Origin of the sequence: Vibrio mexicanus (genome assembly GCF_001012815.1) — a bacterium.
In the GTDB taxonomy this organism is placed as follows: domain Bacteria; phylum Pseudomonadota; class Gammaproteobacteria; order Enterobacterales; family Vibrionaceae; genus Vibrio; species Vibrio mexicanus.
On the sequence record NZ_JYJP01000044.1, the window covers coordinates 15,133 to 27,532 of the forward strand.

The following is a 12,400-nucleotide window of genomic DNA, read 5'->3' on the forward strand; positions in this document are numbered from 1 at the left end:
ATTGTTATGCATAATCAACTCAAGCTTATGCGTTTTTTGGGTTGATTATTTTCACTCATTGTAGCGACCTCTAATTTGTGAGGTATATCTTTGATAGAGCACTCAATATATCAACGGCGTGCTTTTTATATTTGGCGTCCACTTGGCTGAGTACTTTCACTGTCAGTGAGTCTCGCACATGCTGGACGTGGCGTAGGTGGTGAAACTGAGGGTAATGCGTCATTTCACTGGTAAAGCTTACGTGAGAATCGAGCTGAAAGCCAAGTTTGACTCTAAATCCAATCGCAACTGAGAAGTCCCTCACTTTATTGACGTCTTCGAGTACTTTGTATTGATACTCTGACAGCCCTAAGACGCGAGAAATCACAGATATCGGTATCTTGTGTTCTAATCGAAAACGTTTGACAGTAATAGCCGATGAGCGGTAGTAGTCGATAGCAAAGGCGTTAACATCTAAGACATCTGGCGGCAGAACATCGTCATAGCACACAGGTAATTCGGCTTCGGCGAGCAATTGATCTCTGAAAGCAAAAAACTCTGCTTTAGCGGCAGGAGTCATTAGGTCTGTCATCATCTCTATGAATAGATCGAACTGTTTGGCTGGCATTCGACCCACACAGTACAGAGCGTTGACCGCAGCACTGTCCATTCCACGATAATACTCTTTGATTTTTAGCGCATAGTAGAAGCTGGTCATAGGCACCATCATGACCCAAGACATAGCGGCAACCATGTGCAGCGGGCGAATGGAAGGGTAGCTTTGCTGCATGTAGCGTTTAAGAGTCGATACCTTTAACCCACTCACTTTCTGCCCCAAATCTTCAAATGAAAGGCCTTGTGCTCGGCGCACAAATGATAAGGACACCGCCATGTCGGTATCGATCGAACCAAGAAGCGTATCCAGCATCTGGATTCGTTCCTCTGGCACTTGCCCTATCTTGCTAGGAGTATTGGGGTTCATAGAGTCCTTTCTATATCGCGTTTGATAGCGTTGGTTTGCACAATGTTTGTACAGTCATATAGCGATGGTGAATATCATTACGTTCGCTATGGGCATGATAATGAATAGAGTTGTAAATAAGTGCAAGCATTATGGCTGAGATGTTCATAATCGGTGGTACTAAGTCTAGTTTTTAATAGAAAGCGCTGGGTGCATTTGTTAGCGGTCAGTTAACTCGAATCAAAGTGTGATTTAGAGCAAAAGATGTGGTGTCGATATCCATTAGCATTGGCTCAAGTCCAATATCACTTGAATAGAAAATAATGAGAACAGAAAAAGAGAAAATGCTGGCGGGAGAACCGTATGAGGCATGGGATGAAGAGTTGGTGGCAGAGCGTGTTGCTTGCCGTAAAACGTTGCAAAAACTGAACAATGCTATTCCTAATACCCCTGAGTGGCGTTCGGCGGTTGATGAACTGATTCCGAACGCACCTGATGCTTACCTTGAACCGCCATTTCGCTGCGATTACGGCTCAAACATCAAAGTAGGCAAGAACTTTTATGCCAATTTTAACTGCGTTGTGCTTGATGTGGGTGAAGTTATTATTGGCGACAATGTACTACTGGCTCCTAATGTACAGATTTACACCGCGGGTCACCCTTTGGATGTCAAAGGCCGTGTTGAAGAGGCGGTTGAGTTTGGTCATAAGATCACTATTGGTGATAACGTTTGGCTTGGCGGCGGCGTGATTGTGTGCCCAGGGGTCAACATTGGTGCGAACAGCGTGATTGGCGCGGGCAGCGTGGTGACTAAAGATATTCCAGGTAATGTGGTTGCTGCAGGTAACCCATGTCGTGTGATTAAGCCAATCGAGCAACGATAAGCACAAAATTGCTAAGAAACAAATAGATAAGCCGACCTTAAGGTCGGCTTTGTTGCTTGTTATCGTGAGATACAAATTTAAAGCGTGTTCTTATAAACCTTGCCATCTTTCATGATGAGATCCATTTCCGTTAGGTGGGAGCCGTCTGGTTTTGCGTTGTTGTCTAACCAAGTTTCACGACCACCAATCAGAGTAATGTCCTCTAGTGGGTTGCCATCAATCAGTAGAATGTCTGCGTAAGCACCCACTTCAATCACACCGATTTTGCCGTCAGAGTATGGGTTGATCCAGTCTTCCATTAGCTCTGCAGAGATGCGGCCGCCCGTTGATGTCATCGCTCGTAGCGCCGAGAAGTTACCAAAGAACTTCGCATTTAGGTAAATCTCATGGGCAATCTGCTTGGCACAGATGTCGACTTCACCCACACAGTCGGTGTTGAAGGCGCGATAATCTGGGTCGAGCTTGTTTACGTTCTCAATGTAAGTGCCAAACGCTTGTTGAGCCGATTCGAGTTTCTTCTGAATCGCTGGATCTTGAACCACAGGTATTTTCGCCAGTTCCGGTGAGAAGGCTGTTAGGTTCGTGACCAAAAATGCTCCTTTCTCTTGGAATTTCTCGTGATGCGATTCATCAAACATGAAACCGTGCTCAATCGATAGAACGCCAGTGTCGAGTGCTTGGTGTAGGGCTTTGTCTGAATATGCATGGGTTGCAACGTAAGAGCCGTAAGAGTTTGCGATATCGACTGCCGCTTTGAGCTCTTCATCCAACAGCGATTGATACTGCCAAGGGTCGAACTTCGAAGAAACACCACCACTTTGGAACACTTTGACAAACTGTCCACCTTGGCGGAAGTTATGCCTTGCTTGTTCATGAATTTCGGCCACGCCTGCTGGCGTTGACATAATGCCCAGCAACTCTAGGTTTTGCGGCGAATCGGTTAAACGGCGTGATTGCAAACCCACGTCTGAGTGACCGCCGATCGGTGCAATAGGTGCACCAGATGCATAGGTGCGTGGGAAGTCGATCTTGCCTTGCTTCTCAAGCTCGGTCCAAACGCCATCTGCACCGCCTACATCACGAATGGTGCCGAAACCTAGGTCGAGATACATTTCACCAAACCCCTTGGCGTGTACCGCGATTTCAGACCAACGCATGTCGTTGGTACCAAGCAGGCCTTTTGGTAAGTTGAGGTGCATGTGAGCTTCTACCAACGCTGGCATCAATGTGCGACCTTTGCCATCAATGACAGTTGCATCAGCCGGAACGTCTGCTTCACCTTTTACGATTGCGGTGATCTTGTTGCCAGTCACGACAACAGAGTGGTCTTCGTACAGCTTATTCTCAGTTCCGTTGAAAATGTTTACATTCATAAAGACCACAGTTTGTGGCTGTTCAATCGCGATTTCGACTGGCGCTGCCGTTGGAGCTGGAGCTGCAAAAGTGGTTGCTGCGGTTAGAGCTAGCGATGCGGTGATAAGGGTTTTCTTGAACATAAGTAATTTCTCTCTAGTGGTGGTATGCCTTGTCTACGAGAGAAATAGTAAGGAATTTTCATGAGGCTTAATTGCCATTTGGTGACAGAAGCGTAACTCGTAATATCTGTTTAAAAATTAGAAAGACCTCATTTCAGAGGTCTCAATATGAAGAGTTAGAGATGGTATTGACTCGCTATTCTGAATTCTCTATTACGTCATCAGTGAAGTCGGTTACCCAGAACTTATAGCCTTGCACAGTTGCTTGCGCTGCTGCGCCCCAAATCGCACTTTGATAGATCTTTACCCCTTCAACATCGAAAGAGGTGTTTGCTGCAGCTTGGTCGCCCTCATCATCGGCCTTGGCGCTGGCATCGGCTTTTGCTCCGGCGTCCCAGCCTGTTTCTTCAAAACGTTTCATGGCCTCCGCACCTGTGTAGGCGTAAACAAATGCAACTTTCTTGAACCCGATACCCACACCAGCACCTAGTGAGGCAAAGCGGTAATAGGTGATATTTCCGCCCTTATGATAAGTACAGATACCCCCACCGGATGCTGCAGCGAATAGGTAGCTGTCACTGCCAGTACAAACTAAATAAGCCTTACTGCTTCCAACGGAAGCTTGGGCAGTAGGGTGATCATCATAGATTTGTTGTAGAGCTGACTGCGTATCTTTACGAGCATTCTTCTTCTTTGCTTCAGGTGTATTCCCAGTTGCACAACCAACCAACACGGTTGCTCCAATACTGGCCGCAATGGCACTTTGAACGAGTTTATTCATTTGTCCTCCAGTTTCGTATTGGGTCTTGAGTCAATGTATTAGATAAAACATAGTTCAAGAGTTGCGCAGCGTATATACCCAAGTCACTACTGGTTTATGTTTGTCGGATCCGTTCAGTTCAAAGCCTGTTCATATCAAAGTCTATTTATATCAAGGTAATAACCTGTAACTCCTGATAAGGTATGGACTTTCGTCAATGTGTTCGTTGCAAATGGTAGGAGCCCAAAGTCATTATGGAGAATTGGTTCGCTCAAGGAGTAGGTATCGCTGCCTTTTTGGTGGGAGTTAGTGCTTTCTGGCAAAAAGATGACATGCGAATGCGTTATCAAATGATGGTGTTTTGCATGGTGATGGGCGCGCACTTTTTGATGATGGGGGCGTTTGTCGCGGGTATCGGTTCTTTAATTAATGGCGCTCGCAGCTATGTATCGATGAGAACTCAGTCTCGCCGTATTATGTGTTTTTTCATTGGGCTTTTATTGTTGATGATGCTGCCCAATGTGCATCACCCGATGGAGCTACTGACAGTACTGGGTTCGTGCCTAGGCACATGGGCGTTGTTTTCAAAACAAGGAATTGTGCTGCGAGCTTTTATATTGTTTAACGCGGTGTGTTGGTTGACGCATAATCTGTGGCTGGGCTCTATAGGGGGCTCACTAGTAGAAGCAACGTTTATTGTGACGCATATTTTGACGATTTATCGTCTGTATCGAATAAAGGCTTTGAAGGTCGAAACAACCGAAAGGCTGTGATGGAAACTGGAGCTCCTCGCGGAGCTCCGTATTGAAAGCTTTGTTTTTAGGAGCTTGAGTTATTTAAGAGCTTGGTAGAATTTTGCATCTACTTCCATTCCTGGTTTAGGTCGTGGGACAATTTCGAAGCTATCATCAAAATCGACCATTACCTCAGTGAGTGTTTGGAGTGTTGACTGATCCCCCTCAATTTTCGCTTTGCCTGAGCCGATGAGGTCGGCAAATGTACTTTCGCCTAATTGGATAGAAACGATATCAGATTTGTTGATGGTAAGAATGGTGTGGCTTGCCGGTGCACGCTCGACCATAATATTGTTTAGGTTACCGTTAGAAAGCTCGACAAAGTGAGTTTCCTTAATGTCGGGCAGTTGAATGGTTAACTTGAAGTCTTTCCCTTCAGCTTCCTTAGCAACCACTCTCACGGCTAAATAATCGAGAAGGTTACCAACAGTCATTTCTGCAAGAAGATCTGGTGAAGCAGACTTAGCAGTACCAGCCATGGTTCCTACACGTAGCTCCTGTGCGCCAGTTAGGAATACATTTCTCCAGCCTGCCCCCTCAGCTTGATAGCCTTGTTGTTCGAAAGAGTTGGCAAGAAGTGTTCGCGCTTCACTATTGTTAGGGCAAGTGCGAACCACTTTATCCATCATGGTTGAAACAAAACGATAGTTACCTTCATCAAATTTTGATTGTGCAAACTGAGTCGCAGCCTCACAACCGCCAAACGCTTCTGTATATAACTCAGCTTCTTCTTGCACAGGAAGTGGGTTTAGATTAGCAGGGTTCATGTCAAAGTAACCAAGATACATATTGTATACGGCTCTTGCATTGTGGGAGTAGGTGCCATGATAGCCGTTGGTATGCCAGACAGTCCGAAGAGCTTCAGGGAGTTCATCGTTAATTTTGGCACCTATATCTTGAAGTACCATGCCAGAGTTTGCTAAACGAAGCGTTTGATTATGAACGAAGCCGTAGTTGTCGCGTTGAAGCTTCAAGTATTCAACAACATTTTCATTTCCCCAAATAGGGCGGAGTGAGATCCCATCAAGTACTCAATTTCATCACCCCATGCATGAATCATTTCATTGAGGTCTTTAGACCATTTTAAAGAGTCACGGACCTTGGCTCCGCGCAGCGTGTAGATATTGTGCATACCTTGATAGGTCATTTCACCTGTCCATAGTGTTTTATGATCAGGTAAGTAGGCTACGTTCCCGGACGGCGCTTCTGTTCCTGCTGTATCCATGAAAACAAACTTCACACCATCAATCTCTTGAGCATGAAATTTTGAATCATCGCCAGAAGGGAAAGTCTCATGAGGGCAACAAGTGTTACCTGATAGCCTTTACCTACAGAGTAACCATTGGCCAGCGCAGCATCGACAACCCCTTGAGGAGAGGCCCCTAACGTCGCGCCATATTGAAAGCCAGCTCGGCGTGACATGGCATTACCGGCAAGAACATTTTCATCGATTGTTTCTTTGATGAAGTTATGCGGTGCATAAACTTTTACATCAGGAAAACGCTCATAAACTGGTCTAGAGCCGCCAAAGTGATCGGCGTGGGAGTGAGAATAGAGCATTGCCACAACGGTAGATCTCCCCCTTTTGGCACGTTATTCAAGAAAAAGTCTAACGCCAACTCCATCGGTTTATCTTGCATCAGAACGTCATAGACAATCCAGCCGGTATTAGAACGGATGAAGGTAGCAGAAGAGAGGTCAACTCCTCGAACTTGATAAATACCGTCTTTAACTTTGTATAGACCGTTTGCGGCAAAGTTTGCCTGTGCTTGACGCCACAAAGAAGGGTTTACAGAATCTGGTGGTAAATGGGCTACCGATTCACCTTGGTGAAGAGAAGCAAAACGGTAACGCAAAGGCATGGAAGTTTTGTCATCAAGCTCGACAATTAGACCTTTGTCGTTGTTACGAAATACGGTGACATCATCATAATTTAGCCTTCGGCAAACGACTTGTTAACTTCAATGGTATGCACTGTCGCTGGGTTTCCTCGCACACTGCGAAGGTTCTCTGAGTTGATGTGTTCATGAGGATGCTCTGAGACCGCTAGAGCGGGCATAACCGCTAACCCGCAAGCGAAACTTATGAATCGAGTATTCATTACCTATCCTTATTCGTTTGATCCTGTGTGCAAAAAAGCAGCACGTTCGGTTAATTATAGATTGCTTCTAACAATTGCGCGAAGTTTACGTGTGTAATTGAACTGTTGTCTTAGCTTTGGAGCTGGGGAAAATGGGTGTTTGCTGCGTTGTAGTGGCAAACTGTTGAGGGAAGTCATTTGAATTGAATGGCCAACCGTGGGGTTGGCCTTTGATTATGTCAGCAGTGCTTTAAGCCGATAGTTGCTGGTTTAGGTTGTCGATTTCTTCTCTCCATTTTTGTTGTAAGTGAGGCTTTTGATGTTTCGATTTACGGTGTAAATCGTCCCCCAACAAAGTTTCAAGCTCGATCAAACGTTCCAACAGTTGCTCTTCTTCGAGTTGAGTTTGAGCAAGTCCGTCGACTTCCAATGAGCAGTCAGACTGGCGGCTTACGACTTCGTTATTCATTGCAGAGGCAATGTTCAAATAGGCCTCTTCTGCAGAAAGATATTCCGTTAAAGTGCCATTTGAAATGAGCCAAAAGCGATTGCAGCTTTGTTCAATCAAGTTTCGGTCGTGGCTGACAAGCATTGCTGCGCCCTCGAAATCATTCAAGGTCTCGATAAGCTCCTCTTTGCCTTCCATATCCAAGTGGTTGGTCGGTTCATCCAAAAACAGCAGATGATACTTAGCCAGAGTTAAGCCGATAAACAGCAATCTCGCACGTTCGCCACCACTGAGAGATTCAACGGTTTGGCTGTGTCTTTGATACTCAAAACCAGCACTGATTAAAGCGCGTTTGCATGTTTCATCGCTCACACAAGCATAGGTGCTCAGTGAAGATGCCAAGGTTTCGTAGTCGTTCAACTGCTGCAGGGACTGGTCGTAATAACCCAATCGACACTTAGGGTGAAATACAACTGTGTTGTCGTTTGATAGCGATGTTCGCGCCATCAAATCAGACGAGTTTGACTGCTGATAGTGATAATACAAAGCGTTCATCAACGTGGTTTTACCGCAACCATTGCTGCCAAGTATCGCAATGCGGTCGCCGCTTTTAATGCGCATTTCAGGCATTGCAAATAGTGATGCTTGACTCTGCGGAGGCGAGATTTCAATCGTTGAAGTCTCCAGCAAGCGGTTGGCAGGCAATGCTTCGCCCTGAAGGTTTAAACGCCAAGGCGCACCATTACTGAGTTCGGTTTGTTCCTCCTCCAAACGCTCCTTGCGCACAAACATGGTTTTGGCTTTGCGGGCTAAATCTTCGTTGTCGTAGACCTTGCCCCACACCGCTAAACGCTTGGCGCTTTTCTCGATTCGGTCTATCTCTTTTTGCTCACTTTGGTGGCGCAACATGTCTTGTTCATCTTTCTCTTTTAACGCTTCTCTAGCTTCAGAGCAGGGTAGAGAAAAATGCAGCAAAGTCTGGTCGCGCATTACCCAAGTGGTATTCGTGACCGCATCGAGTAATGCTTGGTCGTGCGAAACCAACACAAATGAGCCTTTCCACTTGGCAAGAAACTGTTCAAGCCACAGTAATGAAGGCAAATCTAGGTGGTTGCTGGGTTCATCCAACAAGAGTAGATCTGGCTCATTGATAATGGCTCTTGCTAAGAGCAAACGCATTTGCTGACCTCCACTGCAGTGGGACACTGGCATGTGGTAATCCGATTCGCAAAAGCTGAGCTCAGCCAAAAACAATTCGGCTCTCCATTGTTCAGAAGTATCGAGTTTTGCTGCCAGCGCATCCATCACACTCACGTTTTGTAGGTGTTCGGGAATATGCTGCTCAACGTAACTGATTAAACAGTGATTGGCTTTGGCAATATTGCCTTCATTGGGTTCAGTACGACCATCTAGCACTTTAAGTAGTGAACTTTTCCCGCAGCCGTTGTGCCCAATAAGGCCGACTTTGTCGCCACGGTTGATCGTGACAGTGACTGCTTTAAACAGCGGGTGTGATGAGTGAGAAAGGGTAAGGGATTGTGCAGTTAAATAAGTACTCATAATTGTCTCAAGAATTTTGGGCGCACAGCGCCATTGTCTGAGTTGACAATAATTCTTCGAGCTTGAGGGAAAGTACTCGAGTGACGAAATTCGTCGGTGGGTAATTATTCGCTCAAGTCGAGATTATCGCAACGCGAAATCAAGAACTCTTGAGCGAGTCGTAATGCCAAACAGGCGTGGGTTGATTGAACACCACATTGACATAGTTTCCTCCTTATTTTTCTGTGAATGATTGTTGAGCATTTTATCGCCAGAGGGTGCTTTGTAAAGATCGTTGGTTAAATAGCTTGAGCTTAAACAAACTTGCTAATCGTCACATCATTTATTCAAAATGATTTACACCGCACGTACGGTCAGTTTTTTCATTCTGCTCCTCGCTATGCTCTGTACAAAGCATATGGAGGACATTATGAATCGGAATCATTCTATTGATTCAATACGCGGCATACTTCTGGTATTGATGACAATCAATCATTTTATTTGGCTCACTGGTGGCCGCACTGTGATCCAAGTATTCAGTTTGCAGCCTCTAGGGCAAGTAGGCGCTGCAGAAGGGTTTATCTTCATCTCAGGTTTGATGGTGGGGCTGCTCTACACTAACCCGAATAAAGATCGCGCAGCGGGTGGTCTATACTCTCGTAGTTGGCAGCTGTATCGATACCACATTGCTGCCATGATAGTGACCTTCTGCGTCGCTTGGCTTGGCATGCAGTGGGTAGCGCAAAGTGAGTTTATGTTTACTTCCACGTTTGGTTGGTTTGTCGGCGAGCCGCTGCAAGCGAGTATATTGGCAGCGTTTTTAGTCCATAAGCCCGCGTATTTCGATATCTTGCCGATGTATATCTGTTTTTTGGTGGCCGCGCTTGGGTGGTGAGTCAGCTCAAAAACGGCAAGTTAGCGATTGTCTTGGCTGTTAGCGTCGTGCTTTGGCTTGCGAGTGGCTATGTTGAGTTGAGCCCGTTGCTCCATCGTCTTTGGGGGACTTCGGATATCAACACTGGGTACTTTAGCTGGCTTGCTTGGCAACTGCCTTTCTTTGTTGGGGTATGCCTTGGCTACCTTGCTCAAAATAAACCGATTGATTGGTTCAAATACAAGTGGGTAACCCTAGCTGTACTGCTGGCAGGCCTGTTTATTTTTGCCGCCCACCGACATGCGTTCTTATCTTATGGGATCCATCAAGGTATTTTGTATCAGCACGCTGACAAAGCCACGCTCGGTTGGTTGCGTATACTGAACTTAGCCATTTTGGTTTACTTGTTTGGATACCTAATTCAGCGGTTCCCGACACTTCTTTCAATTCGTCCGTTGGCCTTCATTGGACGGCACTCATTGCAAACATTTGCTTGGCATTATGTGGTGATCTTTTCGTTAGCCCCTGTTGCGGTTCACTTGGGCTACGATGCCTATAACTACAATCTGATCATTGCCTGTGCGGTTATCTGCCTTGCTGTTCCGGCGCTTGTTAAAGAGTGTCGTCCTTTGTCTTCGCCTTCTTCAAGGCGTTTAGGTTCGACAACAAAATGAAAGCGTCGGTATTGGTGGGGGTTGCTGTCATTCTAGTACTTGTACTGGCGAAGGAAGAGGAAGCCCCAATGCAACACGAAAAACTCGCTGCAGGGCTGCATAGCGTGACGATTGAAGTGTCAGGTTTAACTCAAGAAGGCGGAATTGTTTATGTCGAAGCATCAAATGAAAATGCGATGGTTTTGGGCAGAACGTCAGGTAAGGTAGAAGGTGATAGCATGACATTAAAGCTGTCTGAAATACCGAGTGGTTATATTTCTCTGTTCGTGTTTCAAGATGTTGATGGCGACCAGAGTTTGACCATGGAAGGGTATTTACCCAAGGAGCCGATGGGGTTCTCTAACAACCCAACCTTATCGGGGCCACCGAACTTTATGCAAAGCCGATTCAAGTTAGCGGAGGCAACGACTCAGCAAATCAGGTTGGTGGATTACCGGGGCATGATGTAACTGAGCTTTTATACAACTGGCTAGGACGCAAGTATCACGTTTATCTTTTGGAGACAGGGAGCAGCAGCTCAAACGCCATTGCTGCTTTTCTGTTTCTTCAATATCGCACATCCATTCATAACCAGGCACAGAGTAGAAGTTAGATTGAGGAAGATAGGAAAAGTAAAGAAACTCAATTGCTTCAGCCAGCTCATCAACACTCCCTTCAAGCGTGACTTTAAGATATCTGCCTTTTGGAATTTCAAGTTCACCTGACTTATGAAAGTTAATATAACGAACTTGATAATCATGAAGGGTAGTAAAAGGAGCTTGATGACCACTTCCCGTCAATACTGAGCCTGGATAAGGCAAGTTGTTCTCAGGGATTTGGTCAAGTATGTATTCTAATCTTGCTGCGCTCATTACCTTGATCGTGGGAATATCCATTTCTTGCACACTGACACGCTGAGCGGGCATATCCATTGCGTTGGAAGAAATGTTCACAATAGCTTTTGGTTGAGCCGTTGATAGGTGGCAAGGGAGTTCGACCATACAGTTTAGCCAACCATTGTCTTGCTCTGTCCAAATAAGTGGTAGCCGCGCCAGTTAGCTGTTTATCTTTGGTGTAAAAATAAAGTGCAGATAGTAAAAAAACGCGGCGATATGGTCGCGACTTGGAATGGTGAAGCACCACATATCCCGAGTGGGCAATTCGATTTCGGTTAAAGGAATATTAGGCTCTTCAGGTTTGCCATTACATGCGGCCAGCATTTCAAATTGTCCTGAATAGTTTGAACAGCGATTCCGATATTCCAGAGTAAAGAACTGAGTAGGCGGTGTTTTCCAGTGGTGGAGGTGCTGGTCAAGATTACGCCACATGGTATCGAGGCGTGCTTCAAAGGGCTCGAAGCTATCCACAATCGAAGGAAAGGTTTGCGCAGTGCCATAAACCGTGACGCCCTCAAACCTCTTTTTCGCAGGTGGATTTACGTCCATATGAGCCACGAACTCTAAATGGGTTTGTTTTAGTGGCTGGAACGACAGGTAATGGACAAAATCTTCACGATGTTTGACCTGCTTTGGCGATACCCCCATGTTCCGCTTAAATGCGCGGTAGAAAGCTTCTTGCGACTCGAACCCATGCTCAAGGGCAACATCAATGATGCGCTCATTACCCGTTGCCACTTGATGAGCGGCGAGTGAAAGTAGGCGTAGCCGATAATATTGGCTGATGGACATTCCTGTGTGGCGCTTAAACTCATGCTGTAAATGCCATTTACTAATGGATAGTTCAGCCGCGACTCGCCCAACCTCCAGCTTGCTAGGTAGTATGCGCTCAAGGTACTCGACGGTGCGAAGAATTAAAGGGAATTGTCTCATTGCAATAGGATGCGTAGCACGAAGAGTGACTGCAACAAGCGACGACTTCTTTTAGAGCCGCTTCAAGGATTTCGCTTTCAGGGGGATCGTTACTAGGCGTGTTGATCTTTCGCGGTTAAATTTT

Annotated in this window: 11 protein-coding genes and 1 pseudogene; 5 read left to right on the top strand and 7 right to left on the bottom strand. The window is 45.9% G+C overall.

The genetic code is table 11. The features are described from left to right. Positions 1 to 70: 70 nt before the first annotated feature. A complete protein-coding gene (locus UA76_RS07280) occupies positions 71 to 961 on the bottom strand; it encodes a hypothetical protein (RefSeq protein WP_047044437.1) in 891 nt (296 codons plus the stop codon). Between the two features lie 302 nt (positions 962 to 1,263). Between UA76_RS07280 and UA76_RS07285 the strand changes: the two genes are divergently transcribed. Further along, the gene (locus UA76_RS07285; RefSeq protein WP_047044440.1) at positions 1,264 to 1,824 is read left to right on the top strand and encodes a sugar O-acetyltransferase; all 561 of its coding nucleotides are present in this window, start codon (positions 1,264 to 1,266) and stop codon (positions 1,822 to 1,824) included. A 77-nt stretch (positions 1,825 to 1,901) separates the two neighbouring features. Here UA76_RS07285 and UA76_RS07290 read toward each other — a convergent pair whose 3' ends face one another. Together UA76_RS07290 and UA76_RS07295 are read right to left on the bottom strand one after the other, a co-directional pair. Beyond that, on the bottom strand, positions 1,902 to 3,320 hold the full coding sequence (locus UA76_RS07290; RefSeq protein WP_052771980.1) for an amidohydrolase family protein: 1,419 nt from the start codon (positions 3,318 to 3,320) through the stop codon (positions 1,902 to 1,904). Positions 3,321 to 3,495: 175 nt separating this feature from the next. Further along, positions 3,496 to 4,080: a lipid-binding SYLF domain-containing protein gene (locus tag UA76_RS07295; RefSeq protein ID WP_047044441.1), complete on the bottom strand. Its 585-nt coding sequence runs from the start codon at positions 4,078 to 4,080 to the stop codon at positions 3,496 to 3,498. A gap of 233 nt (positions 4,081 to 4,313) precedes the next feature. Between UA76_RS07295 and UA76_RS07300 the strand changes: the two genes are divergently transcribed. Continuing rightward, positions 4,314 to 4,832, top strand: a complete 519-nt coding sequence (locus tag UA76_RS07300) for a YgjV family protein (RefSeq protein WP_047044444.1) — start codon at positions 4,314 to 4,316, stop codon at positions 4,830 to 4,832. Positions 4,833 to 4,891: 59 nt separating this feature from the next. Here the strand turns inward: UA76_RS07300 and UA76_RS25595 are convergent. Then, positions 4,892 to 6,954, bottom strand: a pseudogene (locus UA76_RS25595) (alkyl/aryl-sulfatase). A 229-nt stretch (positions 6,955 to 7,183) separates the two neighbouring features. Next, entirely contained in the window at positions 7,184 to 8,941 is a 1,758-nt protein-coding gene (locus tag UA76_RS07310) for an ABC-F family ATP-binding cassette domain-containing protein (protein ID WP_047044447.1), read from the bottom strand. Between the two features lie 409 nt (positions 8,942 to 9,350). On the opposite strand from UA76_RS07310, the gene opgC (UA76_RS25155) reads away from it, so the two are divergent. Genes opgC (UA76_RS25155) through UA76_RS07320 form a run of 3 tightly spaced genes read left to right on the top strand, consistent with a single transcriptional unit; the run spans position 9,351 to position 10,917 of the window. Next, positions 9,351 to 9,815: an OpgC domain-containing protein gene (gene opgC / locus UA76_RS25155; RefSeq protein WP_162198940.1), complete on the top strand. Its 465-nt coding sequence runs from the start codon at positions 9,351 to 9,353 to the stop codon at positions 9,813 to 9,815. After that, a complete protein-coding gene (gene opgC / locus UA76_RS25160) occupies positions 9,812 to 10,468 on the top strand; it encodes an OpgC domain-containing protein (protein WP_162198941.1) in 657 nt (218 codons plus the stop codon). Before opgC (UA76_RS25155) ends, opgC (UA76_RS25160) begins: the two co-directional genes overlap by 4 nt. Next, on the top strand, positions 10,465 to 10,917 hold the full coding sequence (locus UA76_RS07320; protein WP_052771981.1) for a DUF2141 domain-containing protein: 453 nt from the start codon (positions 10,465 to 10,467) through the stop codon (positions 10,915 to 10,917). Before opgC (UA76_RS25160) ends, UA76_RS07320 begins: the two co-directional genes overlap by 4 nt. On the opposite strand, the gene UA76_RS23650 is transcribed toward UA76_RS07320, so the two are convergent. Both UA76_RS23650 and UA76_RS22405 read right to left on the bottom strand, forming a co-directional pair. After that, positions 10,861 to 11,448 carry a GyrI-like domain-containing protein gene (locus UA76_RS23650; RefSeq protein WP_157617595.1) on the bottom strand — a complete coding sequence of 196 codons (588 nt, stop codon included), beginning with the start codon at positions 11,446 to 11,448 and terminating at the stop codon, positions 10,861 to 10,863. The two genes, UA76_RS07320 and UA76_RS23650, sit on opposite strands and share 57 nt — an antisense overlap. Positions 11,449 to 11,502: 54 nt before the next feature. Next, entirely contained in the window at positions 11,503 to 12,276 is a 774-nt protein-coding gene (locus UA76_RS22405) for a helix-turn-helix transcriptional regulator (protein ID WP_052771982.1), read from the bottom strand. Positions 12,277 to 12,400: the final 124 nt, after the last annotated feature.